The sequence below is a fragment of the Bartonella sp. LJL80 genome (assembly GCF_054871565.1).
In genome coordinates, this window is sequence record NZ_JBTXLM010000005.1 from 180,917 (window position 1) to 203,162 (window position 22,246).

The window sequence follows — 22,246 nt, forward strand, 5'->3', positions numbered from 1 at the left end:
AATCGACTCAAAATCTAGTGTTAGAATAAGCTTTGGCAATTGGATTGATTAGCTAGAGCCGATGATATGGTGTTATGAATTCCATGCATGAATGGATCAAATAAATATGTCTTGATACAGCCGCACAAACGGCGTTTCTTATGCACCTATATTATGCCGAAGGAGTGGAAGATGGCAAAAGTAGCATTTCTAGGGTTAGGCGTCATGGGGTATCCAATGGCCGGGCATCTTGCAACAGCCGGGCACGATGTGACGGTCTATAACCGGACGACGTCGAAGGCGGAAAAATGGGTGGCGCAATTTGGCGGGCATTTGGCAAAAACACCTGCAGAAGCGGCCATTGGTCAGGACATTGTTTTATCATGCGTCGGCAATGATAATGATCTGCGTGAAGTGGCCATTGGTGCTCAAGGTGCTATCGCCGCTATGCGCAAGGGAAGTGTTTATGTTGATCATACCACCGCATCCGCGCTGGTGGCCCGCGACTTATCAGAAATCGCTGCTAAAGCCGGTATCGGCTTTATTGATGCACCGGTATCCGGTGGTCAAGCAGGCGCTGAAAATGGCAAGCTTACAATCATGTGTGGCGGTAAGCAGGACGTCTATGCATCTATTGAGAAAATCATCTCTGTTTATGCCGTATCGGTGCGGCTTCTGGGCGAAAGTGGCAGCGGGCAGCTATGCAAGATGGTCAATCAAATCTGCCTTGCCGGGGTCGTGCAGGGTCTTGCCGAAGGCTTGGCTTTCGGGCACAAAGCCGGATTGAATATGAAAGCGGTACTGGATGTAATCTCCAAAGGGGCAGCCGGATCATGGCAGATGGAGAACCGCGGCTATAACATGCTTGATGACAAATTTGACTATGGATTTGCCGTTGATTGGATGCGCAAAGACCTAGGCATGTGTCTCGATGAAGCAAAACGAAATGGCTCTGTGTTGCCGGTGATAGCCCTCATTGATCAATTCTACGGCGATGTCCAATCTCTCGGAGGTGGACGTTGGGACACATCAAGCCTGATTAAACGTCTGCCGCAGTAAAAGAGCAATGAAAGCACAACAGGCGAGGGTGGCTCGAATTTTTCTTTGAAACAACAGAAAGCGTTCACGATTAAGTCTTTATTTCATTACAGATGAAGACTTGGTCGTGACTGTTGAAAGATATGTTTTGAAGAGATTTATAAAAATTCTTTGCCTGTTTCTGCTGGTATTTTACCTTTTACCTGTGGGGGGTGCGCTGGTCTGGTGGTATTTCAAGGACCGCCCAACCAGTTACCGAACAGCCAATTGGGGTGCAAGCGGTGTCCTTCCAAAACCGCAAACGGATCGGGCCGCCATCTATGTTCTTGCCGCGCGCACTGGTGGTATGAAGGGTGCGGTTTCTATCCATAGTTGGCTGGTGCTGAAAAAAACCGGCGAGAATAGCTATCAGCGCTATGATGTGGTGGGCTGGGGAAAGGCTTTGCGCAAAAATGCTTATGCCGCCGATGCGTATTGGTATTCCAATAAACCCTATATTGTGCACAAGGTTGAAGGGGCAGAAGCCGATAAACTTATTCCGAAGATTGAAAATGCAATCTCCCATTACCGCTATGGTAACGCCGGTGATTATCACATCTTTCCCGGGCCAAACTCCAACAGTTTCGTAGCCAGCATTTTACGTGATGTGCCAGAGCTCGATGTAATTCTGCCATCTTTGGCTATTGGGCGGGATTATCTTAACCAAGGTCGCCTGATTAGGGTTGATAAAGATCACTATAATCTCAATTTCAGCATCAAAGGCTTTGCAGGATTTTCCATAGGTTTGCAAAGCGGGGTGGAGCTCAATCTGGGTGGGCTTGTTGCCGGATTGGATATTAATCCGCCCGGTATCAAGCTGCCGGGCATAGGTCGTATCGGTTTATAGCCTTTTGTTTAAGTCGGCCGAAAAGCGGTAGAACCTCGGATAATAAGCTTGCTGTTGAGAACAAGCTGACTGACCGGTTTATCCGGATGGTCAATGCGTTCGTTCAGGCCGCGAAAAGCTTTGGTTGCGATTTCCATCACTGGCTGGGCCATGGTGGTGATACCACCGAATATCAGATGCATCCATGGCTCGTCATCAAAACTTGCCAAAGAAATTTCCAGCGGAACTTGCATGCTTCTCTTTTGTAAGAACTGTGCTGTTGTCAGCGCCAGAAGGCCATTGGTAACAATAATCGCATCGGGCAGCTCTGATTGTTCAAACATGGTCTCCAGCGCATTTTCCATAGCAAGGGGGGCATGTTTGACGGGAAAACTATTAGGCGTCAGACCGAGCGTTTTCATGGCGATTTCATAGCCAAGTTCCCGTTCAAAACCTGTTGCGCTGGTGGCACCGTAAAGGCAAGCGATCTTTCTCCGACCACGTTGATGCAGATGGTGCACCAATGCCGCCCCAGCCGCTCTATTGTCGATAACAACCGCGTCATAAAGTGTTTCATCAGGTGCCCTGTCAATGAGCATGATGGGCCGCGAGGAATGGAGGTTTTCAGGATTTTCAATGGTTGGTAATGTAGCGGCAAGAATAATCCCACCAACATTTTCCGCTTCCATGAGATCAAGATAGGCTTTTTCCTGCTTGGGGTTTTCATCGGTGTTGCACAAAATGACACGTTGTCCATGTAACCGCGCAACATCGTCGATCGCGCGGGCAACCGCGGTAAAAAATGGATTTCTGATATCGGCGATGATCAAACCGATCGTATCGCTTTTTTGCGCCCTTAACCGACGTGCGGCAAGATTGGGCCTATAGCCAATTTCGGCAACAGCCTTCATGACACGCTGTTTCAATGCATCACTGACAATGCCGCCAGAAAGGGTGCGTGAAACCGTTGCTGGCGAAACACCTGCCAATTTTGCAACGTCTTTTATGCCCGCACCCATGAAACTCCCCACCCACGTTTAATGAAAACGTTTTCCTGTTGCCTGTTTATTGTTTACAAATACTAACCGCTTGCTTGACATTTTTCAAGAAAACGTTTTCAATTCCACAAGATAAAGCAGTGAGGGAGGATGCCGTGACAGTAGAAGCCAACGAAGCAGCCATATTGTCGGGGAATGCTATTGCTCTCAATGCGCATTTCAACGGAAAGGAAGCAGCAATCAGGGCTGCAGGAGACCTTCTGGTGCGTGAGGGGGCTATCGAGCCTGCCTATATCGAAAGTATGCTGGAGCGGGAGAATGTAGCCAATACATGGTTGGGCAGTGGTGTGGCCATACCGCATGGCATGGTGGAAGACCGTAACCTTGTCAAAAAAGATGCTGTGGCAGTGGTGCAGGTGCCCGACGGCGTTCTTTGGAAAAATGGGGAGAAAGCCCGGCTTATCTTTGCAATTGCGGCTAATTCAGATGGCCATATCGATATTCTCAAAAAGCTCACCAGATTGCTTTCAGATCCTGAAAAGCTGGAAGAACTGGTTGTCACCGACAATAAAAGCATAATCCTGTCGGCTCTGTCAGATAGACCTGTTGAGGCTGTAGGTGAGCCGCAAGAGGATTTATCCACCGCGCAAGAATGGACACTGGATTATCCCTCCGGTCTCCATGCGCGTCCAGCTTCAATCTGGGTTGAGTTTGCAAAGAAAGCAGGTGTGTTGATCCGCGTTCGCAATGCAACACAGGTTGCCGACATGAAAAGTCTGGCTGAATTGTTGCAACTGGGTGCTAAATGCGGTGACCGACTTGTTTTTTCAACTGACGCCGATAATGGGACGCAGCTGTTGGATCAGGCTTTGACGGCTGTCAAAAAGGTTTCAGCCAGCGAAAAAGAATCCGCTGAAAAATCACGCATGAAACAGAAAAAGGTGCATGGCTGGCTGCCACCATCAGGCGTTGAGGGACACGCGGCTATCGCGGCCAGCCCGGGTCTGTCGGTCGGCCATATCATCATACTGAATACCGGCGATCTTGCGGTGCAGGATGTGCCACAAGGTCTGAGCCAAGGGGCCGAACTGCTTGAGGGGGCGCTTTCACGCACACGACACAAGATGAAAGCTATCGTAGACGATGTAACACGGCGCATCGGCGCAAGTGACGCGGCTATTTTCTCGGCGCAAGCTGCCCTTCTTGATGATGACAATCTTGTGGCAGCTGCTTGCCGTCTGATGGCAGACGGGCACGGTGCGGCATGGTCATGGTATGAAGCGGTTGAGCAGCTTGCTAAGCGACTTTCAGCGATGGATAATCCACTTCTTGCAGCGCGCGCAATCGACCTGCGTGACGTAGGCGGGCGCGTTTTGGCGGAAATCGATCCTGCTTACGCCAAAGGATCTTTTGAGGGTATCGGTGACGATACCATTATCGTCGCAGACGACCTTTCACCCTCGGATACGGCTAATCTTGACCCTGAAAAGGTCAAGGGCTTGGTGACCGCATTGGGAGGGCCGACCTCCCACACCGCTATTTTGGCAAGGACGCTAGGCATCCCCGCGGTTGTTGCAGCGGGAAAGGATATTCTCGAAATAAAGGATGGCAAGCAGGTCATTGTCGATGGTGATAATGGTTTAATTTATCTGGAGCCAACGGAGCAAGACATTGTTGCAGCCAAAAAGCAGATAGAGCGTATTGCCGCCGAGCGCGAAGAGCAGGCTGCAGCGCGCGCTTTGCCTGCCAAGACGTCTGATGGTCATGAGGTTGATATAGCAGCCAACATCAATCGCGCCGATCAGGTGGCTTTTGCGATCGAACAGGGTGGCGAAGGCGTTGGACTGATGCGCACGGAGTTTCTCTTTCTTGAGAGCAATGAAACGCCTGACGAAGACAAGCAATATCAAATCTACCGCGATATGATCGTTGCGTTAAAAGGCAAGCCACTGATTATCCGCGCATTGGATATTGGCGGTGACAAACAGGTTGCGCATTTGCATCTGCCCAAGGAAGATAATCCTTTTCTGGGGGTGCGTGGTGCACGTTTGCTTCTACGTCGCAAAGACCTTCTCGTTCCGCAATTGCGTGCGATTTATCGTGCAGCAAAAGAAGGTGGCAATCCTTGGATTATGTTCCCGATGATCATGTCGGTTTCAGAAGTGCTGCAACTGAAAAATCTGGCGGAAGAAATCAGACATGATCTTGATGCACCCGTTTTGAAGCTTGGCATCATGATCGAGGTGCCAGCCGCAGCGATCATGGCTGACATTTTGGCCGCCCATGTAGATTTCTTTTCCATCGGCACCAACGATCTGACGCAGTATACAATGGCAATCGATCGCCAAAATCCCGATCTTGCACCGGAGGCTGACAGCCTCAATCCCGCTGTTTTGCGCATGATACGGCAGACCGTTTCCGGTGCTACACGCCATAAACGTTGGGTCGGGGTCTGCGGCGGCATTGCAGGCGATCCGTTTGGCGCTATGCTGCTTACCGGTCTTGGCGTCAATGAGCTTTCGATGACACCGCGTGATATATCGGCGGTTAAAGCGCGGCTGCGCGCTCATAGTCTGGCGGAGATGAAAAATCTGGCTGAAAAGGCATTAGACTGTGAAACATCGTCCGATGTTCGTGCTTTGGATGAAACACGATGATGAAGGTGGCAACGGTTACTGTTAATCCGGCAATTGATGAAACCGTAACGTTGCAGCGGTTGGTCGCAGGTGAGGTTCATCGCGCGTCATCGGTGAGATTTGACGTCGGTGGTAAAGGCATCAATGTTGCTGCTTGTCTGGCCGATTTCGGCATTGATGTCACCGCTACGGGTTTTTTGGGTCAGGACAATACGAAAGTTTTTGAACAACTCTTCTCAGCTCGCGGCGTTAAAGACTGTTTTGTTCGGCGTGACGGTTCTACGCGAACCAACATAAAAATTGTGGATGGGGCAGGGACAACCGACATTAATCTTGCCGGTAATCCTGTGACCTTCGAGCAATCGCAGCAACTTATGCGTGTTTTGCAACAATTCAGCGGGCCACAATGGCTGGTTGTCATGGCTGGCAGCCTGTTGCCTAATATGGCGCCGAAATTCTACGCCGATGTCGTTGCCGACATGGCGGGACAATCGCGGATGATGGTTGATTGTAGCGGTGATGCTTTGCAAGCTGTTTTGAAAGCACCAATCCTGCCTTACGCGATTAAGCCCAATATTGATGAACTCTCGCAATATTGCGGTAAAAAACTAAACGATAAAACCGAAATTGTCTTGTTGGCTCGTGGTCTGATTAGCCGGGGTTTATCGCTGGCTGTGGTGTCGATGGGGGCCGATGGTGCTCTGTTTGTTACGCAGGAAAAGGCCATCCACGCTTGGTTAAAGGCAGATGATATTGAGAGTACTGTGGGGGCAGGCGATGCCATGGTTGCAGGCATAACAGCCGCTCTCTGTGAAGATGGATCATTGGATCGTATCGCCAGATTGGGCACAGCCTTTGCTGTCGGCAAGCTTGGGCTTCATGGTCCGGCATTGCCGAAAAAAGACGTGATAGAAAAATTGGCCGTGGCAGTAAACTGCCAGCAGGTCGCATAATCCAGCGTGTTTGGATGTGGAGGGAATGATGAATTTTATTGTTCAGCTTGATGGTCATGCCGGTGAGGTGCACACACATCTTGCCCGTGAAGTTCTTTTGAAGGCCGCCGACACAGCGCACGTGAAGATAATTGTCGAGGTGGTTGAAGCCGAAGCCAAACCAAGGGTTCCCGTCGATGCTACACAGCAAGACTTTCTACTATTGGTCAGCAACGATGAAAATTGGCAGAGCGATCATGTTGTGCAGTTCCAAGGGACCTTGCAGCGTTTGACCTTTGATGTGCTGTTTGACAATCCAGCAGCGGCATTTTCTGGTTGCACTGCAAGCAACGTTTCAATCTCGGAACCCGCTACCGCAAAAAATGGCGTGAAGCGGATCGTTGCTGTAACGTCTTGCCCAACCGGTATCGCCCATACATTCATGGCCGCCGAAGGTCTTAGTGTGGCAGCAAAAGCTTTAGGCTATGATATCCGTGTCGAAACACAAGGTTCGGTTGGGGCTGGCACACCGCTGACTGCAGATGAGATTGCCGCAGCTGATTTGGTCATAATCGCTGCCGACCGTGAAGTTGATCGCACCCGTTTTGCGGGTAAACGCGTATTCTCCACCGGAACGAAACCGGCAATCAGTGCTGCAGAAGCCCTGATTACAAAAGCTTTCGAAAAAGCGGAACTTCAAGTCGCAAACTCATCACAAGAGAACGCTACGGAAAGCTCCGGTGAAACAGCTGGCGGTGTCTATAAGCATCTGATGACCGGTGTTTCCTTCATGTTGCCATTTGTGGTGGCCGGTGGATTGCTGATCGCGCTCTCCTTTGCGCTGGGCGGAATAGAGGTAACAACAGCTGAAGGCACTTTTGCAAATACGCTTTTTATGATTGGTTCCAAAGGCGGTTTTGCCTTGATGGTGCCAGCATTGGCAGGCTTCATCGCCTATTCCATCGCCGATCGGCCCGGCATTGCACCCGGCATGATTGGCGGGCTTTTAGCACAAAATATTGGTGCAGGCTTCATCGGAGGTATCATCGCCGGCTTTATCGCCGGTTATGCGGTGCGCTTGGCCATACGCGTTATTCGCTTGCCCAAAAGCCTGCAAGGATTGATGCCGGTGCTCATTTTGCCCTTGGTTGCCACGTTGATAACCGGGTTGCTGATGATGTATGCCGTTGGCGCGCCTGTCGCTGCCATATTGAACTTTTTGACAGAATGGTTGAAAGGATTGCAGGGAACGAATGCCGTGCTGCTTGGCGCACTCATCGGCGGGATGATGGCGCTTGACATGGGAGGCCCGGTCAATAAGGCAGCTTATGCAACATCGGTCGCGCTCATTTCATCGGGTATTTACGGCCCTATCGCTGCAACCATGATTGCGGGCATGACCCCGCCAATGGCTCTTGCTTTGTCCTGCTGGATTTTTCCCAATAAGTTCACTGTTGAAGAACGTAATAGCAAGGTTTCTACTTTCATTCTTGGTCTTGCTTTTATTAGCGAAGGGGCGATTCCCTTTGCCGCGCGTGATCCGTTTCGCGTCATACCGGCTTTGGTCGTTGGTTCAGCTGCCGCTGGCGCCATTGCTATGGGCATGGCAACAGGACTCCGCGCACCGCATGGCGGGATATTCCTGGCATTCATTCCCGGAGCCGTTATCAATTATGCCGGCTATTTCGCAGCCCTTGTTGTCGGTACGATCGTAACGACGATTGCCTTGGGAATCTTGCGTAAACCACAGCAGCCAACGCTGTAATATTGAAAATCGGACTTGTTTTAACTTTGACCTATACTTGCTTCAATGCCCGCCTTGCAGCGGGCAAGGGCATGTTGCGCCTGATCGCGCAATTTAACATATCGGACTGCTGGTATGCCGATAGATATTGCATAACGTTCAATGGTCGGTGTTTCCAGCCAAACGCCGATTCCGCAAACACCGTCCGCATGTTCTTCCAGATCGTGTGCGAAACCCGTCACTCTGACTGTTTCAATCTCACGTAAAAGTTCATCCACATGCGATAGTGTTTTCTTGGTGCGAAATTCCATCGACGCTTGATAGGCTTTACGGATATCATTATCTGTCCAACGCGACAGAAGCGCCTTGCCATGCGCAGTTGCATGAAGGGGAAAGGCAGCGCCGACAGCAGAAACAACCCTCAGCTCCTGATCGGAGGCATACTGGTCTACCGATATAGCGTGCTCACCTCGTTCAACCGATAAATCTACGGTTTCGCGCAGGCTCCGCCCTAATATTTCCATATGCGGCCTTGAAAGCGCGATAATATCCATATGCGCCGATGCTGCCAACCGCGCCAAAGCGGGCCCCAATTTGACACCTTGCGGTGTCATCGCAACCAGCTGTTGGGTTTCGAGCGCGGTGACGAGCCGCTGCACAGTGCTGCGTGGCAAATTGGCTAAACGCGCAATTTGTGACAAATTCAAACCCTCAGGCTTTTGTTCCAGACACCGCAAGATCGCGGCTGCGCGGGCAATGACTTGTTTGCCGGTCTGGTTTCCATCAGCTTCTTTCAGCGTATCGGTTGCCTTGTGATTGCTCTGTATTGACACTGCTACCTCGTTTTCAACAATAGCGTATTTTACCCGAACCGTTTGATCATCCAGACAGCTGTCGCTGCTTGCTCAATCGGCGAACCATCCTTGTGTATGTCTTCTAGCCGATTGACAAGTCCCCTACAACCGAGTAAGTGACCATTAAACGGTTAATGCAACCGTTGAACGGTTAAGTTGGAGGTGGTGAAATGGTTTTAAGCAAAGCTGGAACGATCACTCTTTTGGCCACCGCCTGTTTGACAATCATGGTGGGCGCAGCAATCGCTCCGGGTGTTCAATCTATCGCGAGTGAAATCGGCCTGACAGTTGATCCGAGTTGGCTGATTACCTTGCCCTCTTTGGGTGTTGTTATTTTCGGTCCCTTTGCTGCCCGGTTTATTACCCGTGCAGGTTGTTATCTCGCCATGGTTTCAGGTTTGTTTCTGTACGGTTTGCTTGGTGTAGCCGGTATATTTTCTCATGGGATACTTATTTTTGCCGACCGTTTGCTGTTGGGCGGAGCAACAGTGCTGGTTATGGCGGCAGGGACGGGGCTTATTTCTGAATTCTTTGAAGGAAAAAGCCGTCTAAAAATGATTGCCCTCCAAGGAATGTCTATTGAGTTTGGAGGCGTGGTTTTTCTCTTTATCAGTGGGCATTTGGCTGTTATCGGCTGGTTCTGGCCGTTTTTTCTATATTCGATTGCATGGCTCTTATTGGTTTTCGCGGTCTTTTGTATTCCTCATACGTCGAAGCAAGCCGCGCAGCAGCAACAAACTCCTCCAGATGAAGTTGGCGGAATGAACCGTGTCGGCGATATCTACGTTGCCGCATTGCTTTCTCTTATCGTTTTTTTTGTCACGGTGATTACTTTGCCGCGACATTTACAAATTTTCGGATATGGCGAGGCGGATGCCGGCTCATTCCTGGCATTCGTATCGTTGGTCGCCGTCGCAGCTGCTGCGGCCATGCCGCGTCTTACCCACATTCTCGGTGAATATAAGACTTTAATCGCTGCGTTCATATTATATGCCATCGGCTATTTGTTGTTCTCGATGGGGAGTACTTTTGCCGTTTTTGGTTTAGGGGCAGCTTTGATTGGTATGGGCTTTGGGCTGTCGGTACCGTTGGTCAACCACATGATGGTTGAAAGAAGCAATACAGCACAGCGCGGGCAAAACCTGGCTTATCTTTCCATTGCTATTTTCCTTGGTCAATTTCTTAGTTCGTTTGCAACCCTCATTGCTCACGATACCGCGGTAATTTTTATATTCGCCGCGGCTCTTGCGGGGCTTTCCGCCGTTCTTTTTGTTTTTATCGCTCTTAAGCGACAGGCAAATTGAACCCTTTTTTCTCTATTTATCGAGGTTCGTTATGACATCTCATATCAATCGTAGAACTATTCTGACGACTATACCCGCACTGGCTGGCGCGGCGGCACTTTCGGCACCTTCTATAGCGCGCAGCGAAGCCTTTGCTGGTGTGGGTGCTGCCAAAGGGCGAGATTTAACACCGCTAACCTATTGTCCCGTTTCCATGCAGCGGCAGTTTGGCCACAACAAGCAGGCAATTGCGGGCAAAGCGTATGAGAAATTCTTTACCCCGAATTTGGAAGTGCCGCTGGAATGGGCACGACTGTTGCAACATGGTCCGATGCCGTTGGAACAAACGCTGACGCCTTCAGTCGCAGATATCAATAAACTTCTCGATCCGTCATTGACCTTTCCCGACGCAGGCTATCGTTTGCTTGATGGGCCTGCAGCCTATGCGCAAAGCCGGATAGAGATGCCCAATGTCACCACGGAAATGTTCAAGTGGTGGTTTATGTGGCATCCGATAGAAAAAGAACGCTACATGATTTGGTTTCCACATGCGCATATTGATAACTTTGTCGAAGATCCGAAGCGTTTGGCCGATACTTCATTAAGTTACGAACAACGGCTTTATAATAATCCAAATTCGGTCGACGAATTCATCGGGCCGAACTCTCTGAAAATTATCATTCATTTCACCGATCCAGGTGAGCTTGGCCTTGATGCGGCAGCATTGAAACGTGCCGGCTTTACTGCTAGTGCCAGTGGTACGATTTCAATAGCGGAAGCGCCAGACACAACATTCATGCTGATGCTGCATCTCGCCCGCGATACGGACCGTGGCTTGGAACTCTACAGCCGTTATTGGATTGGTGCACATGAAGAATTCAAACGTTTTAAAGGTGGTGCCGATGCCCCATCATTGATGAATAAGATGGGAATGAATGCGCAAGCTTTGGAAATGCTGGCCTATGAAATGTCCGTGCATGATATGACGGAGTTCAATCAGTTGGCTCGTATTTTGCCAGATGTCTATAGAGAGTTTGGTAGCTAGAATTCAACGCAACAAACCAATATTTTTATTCGAAGGAACAGGGATGGTCTGCCATCCCTGTTTATCTATAGATGGTCAAAAACCTTCATTTCAAGCATAGCAATGGTGGCGAATCCTTCCACTCGACGAATTCTTTAAATTCCGATTGTCTTATCGCCGACATACGAGATTTCATGTAGGATATCTGTTTGCATAGATGGTGGTAGGGAAGGTATTTATGGTTCATAAGATCGCGATCATCGCTTACGAAGGTATGAGCGCATTTCACCTTTCAGTTCCCTGCACGATATTTGGGGATGATTTGCTTCGGATGGGCGCACCGCGTTATCAGGTCAGCGTTTGTGCAGAAAAAGAGGGTTTACTGAATACGCTTTCCGACTTCGATATTTATGTAAAACATAATTTTGAAATGATAAGTGATGCCGACACAGTCATCGTACCCGCATGGATGGATGCACAAACGGTACCGTCACCTGCACTCATCAATGCTCTACAAAAAGCGGCCGTCGACGGGAAACGTATTGTCGGGCTTTGTCTCGGCGCATTTGCGTTGGCAGAAGCAGGTTTACTTGCTGGCCGTCGGGCATCGACCCATTGGGCGTGGGCAGATGATTTTACCCAACGTTATCCCGATGTGAAGTTGGACGATAAAGCGCTTTATGTTACCGACGGCAATGTCATTACCTCGGCGGGTACGGCCGCAGCGATAGATTGTTGCCTGCACATTATCCGCCAAGATCATGGTGCCGATATAGCCAACAGATTGGCCCGTAGGTTGGTTGTTGCGCCGCATCGTTCCGGTGACCAGTCCCAGTATATCGATCGCCCTATTTCAACCGTTATAGAAAGAGACAGGTTAAGCGAAACATTGGAATGGGCGCTATGCCGTCTTGATCAATCACTTAATCTGACAATTCTTGCTGAACATGCGTTTATGAGCGTGAGGAGTTTCACCAGACATTTTCGAACGAAAACAGGGACAAGTTTCAGTCAATGGCTTTTGATCCAGCGGCTTTATAGAGCGCAAAACCTTTTGGAAACGAGCAAAAACTCGCTCGAAGATATAGCACAATGTTGTGGCTTTTCATCATCTGTAACGTTTCGTCAGCATTTCACCCGTGTTTTCTCCATTCCGCCGGGATTGTATCGCCGTCAATTTAACAAGCATTTGCAGCAGACGGAATGTTAGTTGGCCAGATCTCAACACATATTGTCTTTCAGGCCACTGGCGTAGAATTAAATCTTCTCCAATAATGTTCGCAGTTAAAAGCTGGAGAAAAACAATGAAACATCCAACACTTCGCACACTTGGTGGCGCTATGAATGTGCAAGAAATCCAAGCCGAAAAGACAGCATTGCTTGTTATCGATTTTCAAAAAGAATATTTCTATGGGGCGCTACCAATCCCTGAAGGATTAGCCGCGTTAATCCAGGCAAACAGATTGATCCAGTATGCCGATGAGAAGACAATAAAGGTATTTCATATCAAACATGTTGCGCCAGCTGGAAGTGCGGCCTTCGCAGAAGACAGTGTTATGTCGGAGTTCCATGCTGATATTCTGCTTCGTACGGAGCATAAGGTTGTAAAAAAGAATTTGCCGAGCGTTTTCGCATCAACAAACATTGACGAGCAATTGAAACAATCAGGCATACACAAACTGATCATTTGCGGCTTGATGACCCATATGTGCGTAAGTGCCGCCGCACGTGAAGCCGTTCCTTTAGGCTATGAAATTATCGTTGCTGCGGATGCCTGTGCCACACGATCAGTCGATTTGAATGACGAAGAGACGATCAATTACGATATTCTTCATAAAGCCTCACTAGCTACGCTTGGCGATGCCTTTGGTGCTATTATGAACACCGAAGAAATAGTTCGGTTGTAGTTCATATTTGGCAGATGATGACATTCAACCATAGTTATAATCCATCGCGGATTCATGCTATCATGTTACTTTTCGAACCATATGGTATCAAGTTCTGCGATAGCACGGTGTTTGCACGCTTAGGCGCATATATTACGGGAGGAACTATAGATGGCTACGGACAAACAAGCGCTCGGTGAGTTGGGTGAAAAATATGTTGTCAAATATTGTTCGTGCCCAAGATGCAAACGTCATAAAACTCTTGTCAGGCTGCCAGCAAATTTTAAATGTGCTGACGTTATATGTGATTTCTGCGGTTATTTGGGGCAGGTAAAAACAAGTCGATCGAAAGATATAAATAGCGTTCCGAAAACAATCTTAGGGGCAGCGTGGGGCCCCCAAAGTGAGCGGATGGCCGCCGCTATCTATTTTCCGCTATTTTTGGTTCTGATGAACGAAACCAAGCAATATTCAATTTTTTATCTGTCAGCAGATGTCCAAACAAAAGAGATGTTTAAACCACGAACCCCTTTATCCGAAAACGCGAAAAGAGCAGGATGGCAGGGATTTGTTTACGATACCCGATGCATCGCAGATCATTTCATACGTTTGCGCTGATATTGCGTTTCGATAGGATTGATTGAAAAAGCTCTGAATTGTATCAATCTAGGAAAATGGCGGAGAGGGAGGGATTCGAACCCCCGATAGAGTTGCCCCTATGCCGCATTTCGAGTGCGGTGCTTTCAACCACTCAGCCACCTCTCCGCAGAAAATGAACCCATTCATTTTTAATTGCCAATGTCTGAGCGCAACAGCGGCTAAATAACTGTCAATTGCGATGGATACAAGCCCCTTTTTTGTTTTTTTGCCTAAGCTTTTATTGACTTGAAGATAAAACATCGTCATAAGGTTTCTAACAGGCGTGGAGTATTCCGCGCGTGTTCGTGTTTGTGGGGACATTCTTCCTCATTGATCATTAACCGTCAAGACTGACAAAAAGACAGCCGGTTTCCAAACTGCGACATGCGGACAAAGAAACAAGAGCTGGTACGAACGAAAGGACAAAAAATGTTCGCAGTCATTAAGACCGGTGGCAAACAGTATCGTGTTGCTGCCAATCAACTGGTTAAAGTTGAAAAAGTCCTCGGCAATGCCGGTGATATCGTCGAATTCAATGAAGTGCTTATGGTCGGCGAAGGCGAAAACGCAACCATCGGTGCGCCTGTTATCGCTGACGCCCTTGTGACGGCTGAAGTTGTTGAGCAGGGCCGCGCCCGCAAGGTTATTGCATTTAAAAAGCGTCGTCGCCAAAATTCCAAGCGAACACGCGGTCATCGTCAGGAACTGACAACGATCCGCATTTCTGAAATTCTGACTGGTGGTGCAAAGCCTAAAAAAGCCGCATCCAAGCCAGTGGAAAAAAAGGAAGCTGCACCAAAGGCTGAAAACGCTGCAGCACCTGCAAAGAAAACTGAAACCGCTGACAAAAAAGCCGCGCCGAAAAAGGCTGCCGCTAAAAAGTCAGACAACTAAGAGAGATTAAAGGAGAACACCTATGGCACACAAAAAAGCTGGTGGTTCCTCGCGTAACGGTCGCGATTCAGAATCAAAACGTCTTGGCGTTAAGAAATTTGGTGGTGAAGCTGTAATTGCGGGCAATATTATTGTTCGTCAACGTGGCACGCAATGGCATCCAGGCGACAATGTCGGCATGGGTAAAGACCATACACTCTTCGCGCTTTCCAGCGGTAAAGTTTCTTTCCGCACGAAAGCCAACGACCGTTCTTATGTCTCGGTGATTCCGATGGCAGAGGCAGCAGAGTAAAGCCGGAGCTCTTAAAATAACCGGCGTCCCATTGGACCCCGGTTTATTCGCTTCACTGCAAAACTAAAAAGGGAAAGATGGGACATCCATCTTTCCCTTTTTTATTTTGCTCTGGAGGATGCTATGAGCGCTGAAACAATACAGGATACCGATAGAAGGCCTAGGACCATAGATTGTCCTGTTTTGGTCACAGAGAGATTGGTTTTACGACAGCCGCATGTTGAAGACATGGACGCCATTGCCGATCTCGCCAATAACCGCCGTGTATCCGCAATGCTACAAAAAATGCCGTATCCCTATACGCGAAAACATGCAGCGGAATTTATTCTTCGCGCGGTTGCTGGCGAGCTGGGCCATTGTGTCTATGCTATTACGTTTGCCGAAAACGGCTCTTTCATAGGGTCATGCAGCATCAAGGATCGGGAAGAGGGCGATGGGCTGGAGCTCGGTTATTGGATTGGCCAGCCTTATTGGAAAAATGGTTATGCCACAGAGGTCGTCAGTTGCCTCGTGGACGCCGCGTTTCGTGCTTCGGATATCGATGAACTCTATGTCTCGTGTTTCTCGGCAAATGTCGCGTCGCGCCGTGTTATTCTGAAGTCGGGTTTTCGTTTTTTAGGAACGGGAGAACGGCATTCACAAGTCTCTGGATTGGTTTTTACCGATCATTTCGTTTTAGAAAGAGAAAGATGGTTGGGGCAACATAGCCTTTGTGCATAATCAGAAAAAGCCCGGTATTACTCATACCGGGCTTTGGTTTTTGATGATCTTCTGTTTTGTCGCATTTAATTCATGCCCTGCATCGGCAGGTAATTTTCTGAAGTTGAAAAAGGCCAATGCCGAGATAGCAGAGATAACAAAGAATGCAATGTGAAAATCGGCCAACTGCAAAGTTCCGCCATGGATCGTTGTGCATCCTTCAAGAACAGCGCCAGCAATGGCAACGCCAAGCGCCAAGGATGCTTGTTGTGCCACGGCTGAGAGCGGTGTGGCCTGGCTCATCTGGCTCTTGTCGATATGGGCAAAAGACAAGGCGTTGACCCCTGAGAAAAACAACGACCGCAGAAAGCCGCCGATAAGAAGGGCCAGCAAAATGATCCAATAGGGTGTATCGGGAAAAAACAGGCCATTTGACGCGGTAAATAGTGCCGAAATAACCGAGCCTGTCATGAGAACCTTGCGAAAGCCAAAGCGGGCATAAACTTCTTTAGCACCAAATTTCATCCCCATTGATCCGATGGCACCGACAAAGGTGATCATACCGGACTGTATAGGGGATAGACCAAAAGCCAGCTGCAACATCATGGGCAACAAGAACGGAATGGCACCTATGCCTAAGCGGAAGATGCTGCCGCCGATGATTGAACGCGCGAAAACCTGATCCCTAAAGAGGGTCAGATCCAAAAGCGGATGTATTATTTTTTTGGCATGGCGTACATAAAGGAATGCACAGAAGACACCAATAATAGCCAAGGAAAATCCAACCCATTCAGGCAATGCGGGTAGGCTGATGACAGATAGTCCGAAGATAAAACCTGACATCGCGGTTCCTGACAATACGAAGCCTATCCAATCGAGTTTTCTAAAGGTCGGCTGCTCATCTCGTGGCAGAAAGATGGTTGATAACACCAATCCTATCAATCCGATGGGTATGTTGATCAGGAAAATCCAGTGCCAGCTAAAATAGGTTGTGATGAAGCCACCTATCGGCGGTCCGACAAGCGGCCCCGCCAAAGCAGGAACGGAAAGCCAAGCAAGGGCCACAACCAGTTCTTCTTTGGGGGTTGATTTTACCAGAAGCAAACGGCCGACAGGTGTCATCATCGCACCGCCTAAACCTTGTAAAAAGCGTGAAAAAACGAAAGATTCCAACGAGAAGGATGCGGCACAGCAGAGTGAACCGATCAGAAAGATGCAAATTGCAATCCGAAATATATTGCGTGCTGTGAACCTATCCGCCATCCAGCCGCTTATGGGAATAAAGACAGAAAGCGAAACAAGATAGGACGTCATTGCAAGCTTGAGGGCAATGGGACTGGTGTGAAGATCGGCCGCTATTGCTGGTAACGATGTTGAAATGACATTGGAATCCATATTCTCCATAAACAGCGCGACCGCAAGAACCAGTGGCAGAATACGCATTGACGGAGATCTCCTTACATGGTTTGCTCGTAGAGCACGCCAGTTTTCATAGGATCGGTCTGTCAGCCATCATCAGCCGAACCGATAAAAATATTTCGTTTAGTGGTCTTGTTTTAAAGTGCCCTCAAAAAAAGCAAAATCACTTTCTTGTGGCTCGTTTTCGTGACGACATACTGGAAATTTCCCGATAGCCTTACATCTATAGCCAAAGCAAGTTTTGCAAACTTTGCAGATGTTACGGAATGACGCCAGGCTACGCGAAAACGCAAAAGTGTTTTTTATTGGGTTGCGGTCAAATCGAATTTGGTTTTTATCGCTTCACAAGCTCTTCTGTTGGTGAGGCGGTGGCTTCCACGATTCGATGAACTGGTGTGCTCTAAATAAGCCGCGAACCTCTGCTCCGGGGTAGAGTTGGGGTGGATTTGGCTTTTTTGAAAGTGGTACGAAACGGTCTTGTTTTTTACTTTTTTGTAAAAGCGTGATGTTGTTGCAAAGCGATGCTAAGGGTTGCGTACTGACCAAGAGGACACACATGATGTCAATGACGAGTAACGTTAACCGTGAGATGTTTGAAAGCAACTGAAGCAATCTGAAACCGCCATTATAGGAGTGTTACCTTGGCGCAAATGCAAATGACCCCGCGGAAAAACCTTGTGGATGGTCCTATCGCAACAACGCTTCTCGTTTTTGCAATTCCAACCTTGTTTTCGAACGTATTGCAGTCCCTCAATGGTTCTATCAACACCATTTGGGTGGGGCGTTTTCTCGGCGAAAATGCATTGGCAGCGACTGCGAATGCCAATATCATTATGTTTTTGCTATTCTCGCTGGTGTTTGGTTTTGGTATGGCGGCCACCGTTTTGGTTGGGCAGTGCTTCGGGCGCCATGATGTTGACGATGCGCGGCGAGCTTTTGGGGCTGCAATTGGTTTTTGTATCTGCTTATCGCTCATTGTTGCCATTGGAGGATGGCTCTTTTCTCCTGAGATTTTGCATATCCTCAAAACACCACAGGATGCTTTCCCGCTAGCACGCGATTATTTGCGGGTGATATTCATTGCCATGCCCGCAACATTGATGATCGTCATGGTTATGATGGGGCTGCGCGGCTCGGGCGATTCCATTACGCCCCTTATCTTCATGGGCGTCAACGTTGTTTTGGATATCGTATTTAATCCATTATTGATTTTAGGGCTTGGTCCATTTCCCGAAATGGGTATTGCAGGTTCCGCTGCAGCCAGCGCTGTATCGGGTTATACTGCACTGGTGACGATGATCATCTATATCTATGTCAGGGACTTGCCTCTGCGTTTAAAAGGGCATGAACTGGCTTATGTCGTTCCGCCTATGAAACTCTTACGCCTGATCGTTTCAAAAGGTTTCCCTATGAGCCTGCAAATGGTTGTCATGGCCACAGCAGGATTGGTCATGGTGGGCTTGGTGAACCGGGAAGGGGTGATGACAACGGCGGCTTATAACGTGACGCAGCAATTATGGACCTATGTACAAATGCCTGCCATGGCGGTTGGTGCGGCGGTAAGCGCTATGGCCGCTCAAAATATTGGTGCAGGAAGATGGGACAGGATCGGTAAAATCACGCAGATAGGCTGCATCACCACTTTTGTTATGACTGCTATCTTGCTTGCTCTTCTGCTTGTATTCGATAAAGCGGTCATGGTGTTGTTTCTGGGGCGCGAAAGTGAAGCTGCAACCTATGCCCGCCATATTCAATTATTGGCCAGCTGGAGCTTCTTGTTTTTTGGCATTTCAATGGTGGTTTATGCCACGATGCGCGCGAATGGTGCGGTGTTCGTGCCGCTCATTTGCTTGTTTGTGGCGATGTATCCCGTTCGGCTGGGCTTCTACTACCTATTTTACGGCCATATCGGCGCAGATGCGATATGGATTAGTTTTCCGGTAGGTGCGTTTGCTTCGCTTATCATGGCTGTGGTCTATTACCGCTCCGGTCGATGGAGGAAGATCAAGATGTTATCTATCATCGACACGGAGGAAGCGCGTGAAAAAGTGGAAGTGTGTGCCGAACCCGCAGGTCGCACCAAGCCGAATGCCTGACGGATCTATTTCAGATCCGTCAGATCATGGATGATTGTTTTGGGCTTCAGATATTTTTGGCCCACCAATGCGATGAGCAATGCTACCCCGCCGCCAATCATGGATACATAGAAGCCGCTTTCAGGCTTGAATGCATCAATCAGTTGACCGGACAAGGCAGCACCCGTCGCAACGCCTACTGCCATGCCTGTGATCGCCCAAGACATACCTTCGGTAAGCTTTTCAGCAGGTACAATTGTTTCTACCAAGGACATACAGATGATGATGGTTGGTGAACAGGCAGCACCGGCAATGAATAGAACAATCGTCAAACTCCACAGATCGGAAACCAAAAGCAGTGGTAAGGTGGTAATTGCCGCTATGACCACCGATAACAGAAGTTGACGTGGCAATGCCATACGGGTGGGTAATGCGCCATAGACAATACCGGCAATAAACGAGCCAAGCGCGTAGGCAACAAGGGGAAGGGCTGTAAAGGCCGATTGTCCAAGCGACCTCGCCAATGCGACAGCGGTTATCTCAGCCGTACCGAAGATCGTGCCGATGCAAAATAGCATGACGGCGAGAATCTGTATCGAAAAAAGCCGGATTACCGATGACGAGCCATTTGTATTATTGCCATGAGCGACTGGTTCGGTTGATTTTTGAGCTGTGAAAAACCAACATCCGACAAGAAGAATGATTGCTGCGGCAAGCGGCCCAGCGGATGGGAAGAAGCGGGTTGTCAACTCAATTGCAATGATCGGCCCCACCATGAAGATGAGTTCGTCAACAATAGACTCATAAGCGAAAGCTGAACGCAGAAGTGGAGAGCCTCGATACAACTTTGACCAGCGTGTCCGCACAAACGAGCCAAAGCTTGGCATAAACCCTGTCATCACCGCCGCGAAAATCAAGACGTAAAGTGGCGCCCCATAGTGCGCAGCCAACAGCAAGCAGCAAAGCGATGTCACCGAAATCAGTGTGGCCGGCCGGGCAACCTTTGCCTGCCCGTAACGGTCGGCAAGCCGAGATATTTGCGGCGTAATGATAGCATTTGCCAACACATAACTGGCGGCGACATAGCCCGCATTGCCATAGCTGTCACCCTTGGCAGCAAACATAGTCATCAACCCGATCGAGATCATCGAGATTGGCGCACGCGCAAGAAGGCCGGTTAGAGAAAAGGCCACCGCTCCGGGTGCCCGGAAAATTTCACGATAAGCATTTGCCATTATTTTATCCATTAACATACGAAACGTATGTGTTTGACTATTGACATACGATGCGTATGTCAATAGTCTTTCTTAAAAACAGGATAATTATCTTGCGTCGAAGTCGTTCCGAAATGATTGCAGAAACCCGCTCCAAGCTTATTTCGGGCGCGCGCAATGCTTTCGCGCGAAAAGGTTATGCCAACGCGTCGATGGACGATTTTACAGCAGCAGTCGGCTTGACGCGTGGTGCGCTTTATCACCATTTTGGCGATAAAGTCGGGCTGTTCCGGGCTGTTATTGAACAGATAGACAGTGAAATTGATGCGACGATTGATGCCGTTACCAAGGATATGACGTCTGAATGGGAGCGCTTCATCGCCGAGTCACGCACCTACCTTTTGTGTATGCTCGATCCTGAAATACAACAAATTGTTATGCGTGATGGCCCTGCCATATTAGGTGATATTTCCAATTGGCCAAGCCAGAACAAATATCACGAGATCATGATTTCTGCATTGAATTCGATGATGGAAAACGGTGACATCTATCCATGCGATGCATCTGCTCTAACACGCCAGATCAACGGTGCGCTCTATAGCGCGGCTTTTGGTATTGCAAATGCGGATGATCCCGAAAGCGCATTTGAAAAAGCTTGGACAGCTTTTTCAATGTTGATGAAGGGCATTCGTATTTCAAGGGAATGACTTATTCGCCCCAAAGGCGCTCCAGATGCGAAATCCAATTCTCAAATGCAATTTTCTGGATTTCATCCCAAGTAAAGCCCGCATTTTTCATGGCATTGATCAAATCTGGAAGTGCTGCACAATCTGCCAGATCCGCCGGTAAGGTCGTGCCATCAAAATCCGAGCCAAAACCGACATGATCAATGCCGATAAGGTCAACAATATAGCGTATGTGATCGATGATTGTTTGCAACGGAGTGTCTTCATTTCGTTCACCATCAGCACGGAGAAATTTCACCCCAAAATTAATGCCGACGAGGCCGCCGCTGTCACGGATGGCCAAAAGCTGTTGATCGGTAAGATTTCGGCTTTGCGGGCACAGACGGTGGGCATTTGAATGGCTGGCGACCAAGGGATGGGTGGAGATTTTGGCAATGTCCCAAAACCCTTTTTCATTCATATGGGAAAGATCAATCATAATGCCCAATTCATCACACGCATGAACCAGCCGTTTGCCGGCTTCTGTCAAGCCAGGACCGATATCGGGTGAAGCGTTAAAGCGAAATGGAACTCCAAAAGCAAAGATATTGGGACGGCTCCAAACCGGACCGAGACTACGCAGGCCTTGTTGATGCAAGAGGTACAATTCATCAAGACTTTCAGAAATCGCTTCTGCGCCTTCAATATGATAGACGGCAGCAAATTTTTTATCAGCGACCGCCAGACGAATATCAGCAGCCGTTTTGCAAGTTTTGAAGGAATCAGGTGCCTTTTCCTCGATCGACTTGAGAAGTTTCGCCATTCCTTGTGTGGCTTTCATGGCTTCCTGCTGGCAAAGCTGCGGCATGATGCCATCTCTATCGGCGACAGCACCCGAGGACGGGGGAAATATAGCGCATAGCCCGCCAGCAAGACCACCTTTTTGGGCTTTAGGCCAATCAATCTGGGCTTGTTCAAAGCCGTCTATAAAACAATCAGGCGATGCATCGTCGCGCAGCCAGATTTTCAGAAGAATATCGTTATGACCATCAAAACAACGCATGTCGGGGTTAGCCATTCGATAGTTCCTTAAATTACCTGATTGCACAA

General features: G+C 48.8%; 20 protein-coding genes and 1 tRNA gene. 15 read left to right on the forward strand and 6 right to left on the reverse strand.

Annotated elements, in window-relative coordinates; translation table 11 throughout:
- The first annotated feature begins 171 nt into the window (after positions 1-171).
- Together ACYSNS_RS10145 and ACYSNS_RS10150 are read left to right on the forward strand one after the other, a co-directional pair.
- Positions 172-1,038: an NAD(P)-dependent oxidoreductase gene (locus ACYSNS_RS10145; RefSeq protein WP_461723037.1), complete on the forward strand. Its 867-nt coding sequence runs from the start codon at positions 172-174 to the stop codon at positions 1,036-1,038.
- A 127-nt stretch (positions 1,039-1,165) separates the two neighbouring features.
- Positions 1,166-1,903 carry a DUF3750 domain-containing protein gene (locus ACYSNS_RS10150; RefSeq protein ID WP_461723038.1) on the forward strand — a complete coding sequence of 246 codons (738 nt, stop codon included), beginning with the start codon at positions 1,166-1,168 and terminating at the stop codon, positions 1,901-1,903.
- 8 nt (positions 1,904-1,911) lie between these two features.
- Here the strand turns inward: ACYSNS_RS10150 and ACYSNS_RS10155 are convergent, their stop codons facing one another.
- Positions 1,912-2,901, reverse strand: coding sequence for a LacI family DNA-binding transcriptional regulator (locus ACYSNS_RS10155; protein ID WP_461723039.1), 990 nt, complete (start codon positions 2,899-2,901; stop codon positions 1,912-1,914).
- 134 nt (positions 2,902-3,035) lie between these two features.
- Here ACYSNS_RS10155 and ptsP point away from each other — a divergent pair, with 134 nt between their 5' ends.
- From ptsP to ACYSNS_RS10170, 3 genes are read left to right on the forward strand one after another with little or no spacing between them, the layout of a single operon-like run.
- On the forward strand, positions 3,036-5,537 hold the full coding sequence (ptsP, locus tag ACYSNS_RS10160) for a phosphoenolpyruvate--protein phosphotransferase (RefSeq protein ID WP_461723040.1): 2,502 nt from the start codon (positions 3,036-3,038) through the stop codon (positions 5,535-5,537).
- On the forward strand, positions 5,534-6,469 hold the full coding sequence (locus ACYSNS_RS10165) for a 1-phosphofructokinase family hexose kinase (RefSeq protein WP_461723041.1): 936 nt from the start codon (positions 5,534-5,536) through the stop codon (positions 6,467-6,469). Before ptsP ends, ACYSNS_RS10165 begins: the two co-directional genes overlap by 4 nt.
- A gap of 25 nt (positions 6,470-6,494) precedes the next feature.
- Entirely contained in the window at positions 6,495-8,213 is a 1,719-nt protein-coding gene (locus ACYSNS_RS10170) for a PTS fructose transporter subunit IIC (protein WP_461723042.1), read from the forward strand.
- 20 nt (positions 8,214-8,233) lie between these two features.
- On the opposite strand, the gene ACYSNS_RS10175 is transcribed toward ACYSNS_RS10170, so the two are convergent.
- Complete coding sequence (locus ACYSNS_RS10175; RefSeq protein WP_461723043.1) at positions 8,234-9,025, reverse strand: IclR family transcriptional regulator; 792 nt, start codon at positions 9,023-9,025, stop codon at positions 8,234-8,236.
- A gap of 191 nt (positions 9,026-9,216) precedes the next feature.
- Between ACYSNS_RS10175 and ACYSNS_RS10180 the strand changes: the two genes are divergently transcribed.
- The 5 genes from ACYSNS_RS10180 (at position 9,217) to ACYSNS_RS10200 (ending at position 13,857) form a co-directional block, all read left to right on the forward strand.
- The gene (locus tag ACYSNS_RS10180) at positions 9,217-10,350 is read left to right on the forward strand and encodes an MFS transporter (RefSeq protein ID WP_461723044.1); all 1,134 of its coding nucleotides are present in this window, start codon (positions 9,217-9,219) and stop codon (positions 10,348-10,350) included.
- Between the two features lie 31 nt (positions 10,351-10,381).
- Positions 10,382-11,374: a DAPG hydrolase family protein gene (locus tag ACYSNS_RS10185; RefSeq protein WP_461723045.1), complete on the forward strand. Its 993-nt coding sequence runs from the start codon at positions 10,382-10,384 to the stop codon at positions 11,372-11,374.
- A gap of 217 nt (positions 11,375-11,591) precedes the next feature.
- A complete protein-coding gene (locus ACYSNS_RS10190) occupies positions 11,592-12,563 on the forward strand; it encodes a GlxA family transcriptional regulator (RefSeq protein WP_461723046.1) in 972 nt (323 codons plus the stop codon).
- Between the two features lie 94 nt (positions 12,564-12,657).
- Positions 12,658-13,260 carry an isochorismatase family protein gene (locus ACYSNS_RS10195; protein WP_461723047.1) on the forward strand — a complete coding sequence of 201 codons (603 nt, stop codon included), beginning with the start codon at positions 12,658-12,660 and terminating at the stop codon, positions 13,258-13,260.
- Positions 13,261-13,410: 150 nt separating this feature from the next.
- A complete protein-coding gene (locus ACYSNS_RS10200) occupies positions 13,411-13,857 on the forward strand; it encodes a DpnI domain-containing protein (protein ID WP_461723048.1) in 447 nt (148 codons plus the stop codon).
- A 57-nt stretch (positions 13,858-13,914) separates the two neighbouring features.
- Here ACYSNS_RS10200 and ACYSNS_RS10205 read toward each other — a convergent pair.
- A tRNA-Ser gene (locus ACYSNS_RS10205) sits at positions 13,915-14,004 on the reverse strand.
- A 303-nt stretch (positions 14,005-14,307) separates the two neighbouring features.
- Between ACYSNS_RS10205 and rplU the strand changes: the two genes are divergently transcribed.
- From rplU to ACYSNS_RS10220, 3 genes are all read left to right on the forward strand, one after another.
- The gene (gene rplU, locus ACYSNS_RS10210) at positions 14,308-14,772 is read left to right on the forward strand and encodes a 50S ribosomal protein L21 (protein ID WP_461723049.1); all 465 of its coding nucleotides are present in this window, start codon (positions 14,308-14,310) and stop codon (positions 14,770-14,772) included.
- Between the two features lie 22 nt (positions 14,773-14,794).
- The gene (rpmA, locus tag ACYSNS_RS10215; RefSeq protein ID WP_461723050.1) at positions 14,795-15,064 is read left to right on the forward strand and encodes a 50S ribosomal protein L27; all 270 of its coding nucleotides are present in this window, start codon (positions 14,795-14,797) and stop codon (positions 15,062-15,064) included.
- A 123-nt stretch (positions 15,065-15,187) separates the two neighbouring features.
- Positions 15,188-15,784: a GNAT family N-acetyltransferase gene (locus ACYSNS_RS10220; RefSeq protein WP_461723051.1), complete on the forward strand. Its 597-nt coding sequence runs from the start codon at positions 15,188-15,190 to the stop codon at positions 15,782-15,784.
- Positions 15,785-15,805: 21 nt separating this feature from the next.
- Here the strand turns inward: ACYSNS_RS10220 and ACYSNS_RS10225 are convergent, their stop codons facing one another.
- Positions 15,806-17,206: a DHA2 family efflux MFS transporter permease subunit gene (locus tag ACYSNS_RS10225; RefSeq protein ID WP_461723052.1), complete on the reverse strand. Its 1,401-nt coding sequence runs from the start codon at positions 17,204-17,206 to the stop codon at positions 15,806-15,808.
- A gap of 626 nt (positions 17,207-17,832) precedes the next feature.
- On the opposite strand from ACYSNS_RS10225, the gene ACYSNS_RS10230 reads away from it, so the two are divergent.
- Positions 17,833-19,278: an MATE family efflux transporter gene (locus ACYSNS_RS10230; RefSeq protein ID WP_461723069.1), complete on the forward strand. Its 1,446-nt coding sequence runs from the start codon at positions 17,833-17,835 to the stop codon at positions 19,276-19,278.
- Between the two features lie 5 nt (positions 19,279-19,283).
- On the opposite strand, the gene ACYSNS_RS10235 is transcribed toward ACYSNS_RS10230, so the two are convergent.
- Positions 19,284-20,492, reverse strand: coding sequence for an MFS transporter (locus tag ACYSNS_RS10235; protein ID WP_461723053.1), 1,209 nt, complete (start codon positions 20,490-20,492; stop codon positions 19,284-19,286).
- A gap of 92 nt (positions 20,493-20,584) precedes the next feature.
- Between ACYSNS_RS10235 and ACYSNS_RS10240 the strand changes: the two genes are divergently transcribed.
- Positions 20,585-21,178: a TetR/AcrR family transcriptional regulator gene (locus ACYSNS_RS10240; protein ID WP_461723054.1), complete on the forward strand. Its 594-nt coding sequence runs from the start codon at positions 20,585-20,587 to the stop codon at positions 21,176-21,178.
- Position 21,179: 1 nt separating this feature from the next.
- On the opposite strand, the gene ACYSNS_RS10245 is transcribed toward ACYSNS_RS10240, so the two are convergent.
- Positions 21,180-22,214, reverse strand: coding sequence for a dipeptidase (locus ACYSNS_RS10245; protein WP_461723055.1), 1,035 nt, complete (start codon positions 22,212-22,214; stop codon positions 21,180-21,182).
- Between the last annotated feature and the right edge of the window lie 32 nt (positions 22,215-22,246).

Bases quoted from the DNA above. Each gene is read 5' to 3' on its own strand.
- ACYSNS_RS10145 (WP_461723037.1), top strand. From the start codon at position 172: ATGGCAAAAGTAGCATTTCTAGGGTTAGGCGTCATGGGGTATCCAATG.
- ACYSNS_RS10155 (WP_461723039.1), bottom strand. From the start codon at position 2,901: ATGGGTGCGGGCATAAAAGACGTTGCAAAATTGGCAGGTGTTTCGCCA.
- ACYSNS_RS10165 (WP_461723041.1), top strand. From the start codon at position 5,534: ATGATGAAGGTGGCAACGGTTACTGTTAATCCGGCAATTGATGAAACC.
- ACYSNS_RS10170 (WP_461723042.1), top strand. From the start codon at position 6,495: ATGATGAATTTTATTGTTCAGCTTGATGGTCATGCCGGTGAGGTGCAC.
- ACYSNS_RS10180 (WP_461723044.1), top strand. From the start codon at position 9,217: ATGGTTTTAAGCAAAGCTGGAACGATCACTCTTTTGGCCACCGCCTGT.
- ACYSNS_RS10185 (WP_461723045.1), top strand. From the start codon at position 10,382: ATGACATCTCATATCAATCGTAGAACTATTCTGACGACTATACCCGCA.
- ACYSNS_RS10190 (WP_461723046.1), top strand. From the start codon at position 11,592: ATGGTTCATAAGATCGCGATCATCGCTTACGAAGGTATGAGCGCATTT.
- ACYSNS_RS10195 (WP_461723047.1), top strand. From the start codon at position 12,658: ATGAAACATCCAACACTTCGCACACTTGGTGGCGCTATGAATGTGCAA.
- ACYSNS_RS10200 (WP_461723048.1), top strand. From the start codon at position 13,411: ATGGCTACGGACAAACAAGCGCTCGGTGAGTTGGGTGAAAAATATGTT.
- rplU (WP_461723049.1), top strand. From the start codon at position 14,308: ATGTTCGCAGTCATTAAGACCGGTGGCAAACAGTATCGTGTTGCTGCC.
- rpmA (WP_461723050.1), top strand. From the start codon at position 14,795: ATGGCACACAAAAAAGCTGGTGGTTCCTCGCGTAACGGTCGCGATTCA.
- ACYSNS_RS10220 (WP_461723051.1), top strand. From the start codon at position 15,188: ATGAGCGCTGAAACAATACAGGATACCGATAGAAGGCCTAGGACCATA.
- ACYSNS_RS10225 (WP_461723052.1), bottom strand. From the start codon at position 17,206: ATGCGTATTCTGCCACTGGTTCTTGCGGTCGCGCTGTTTATGGAGAAT.
- ACYSNS_RS10230 (WP_461723069.1), top strand. From the start codon at position 17,833: ATGCAAATGACCCCGCGGAAAAACCTTGTGGATGGTCCTATCGCAACA.
- ACYSNS_RS10235 (WP_461723053.1), bottom strand. From the start codon at position 20,492: ATGGCAAATGCTTATCGTGAAATTTTCCGGGCACCCGGAGCGGTGGCC.
- ACYSNS_RS10245 (WP_461723055.1), bottom strand. From the start codon at position 22,214: ATGGCTAACCCCGACATGCGTTGTTTTGATGGTCATAACGATATTCTT.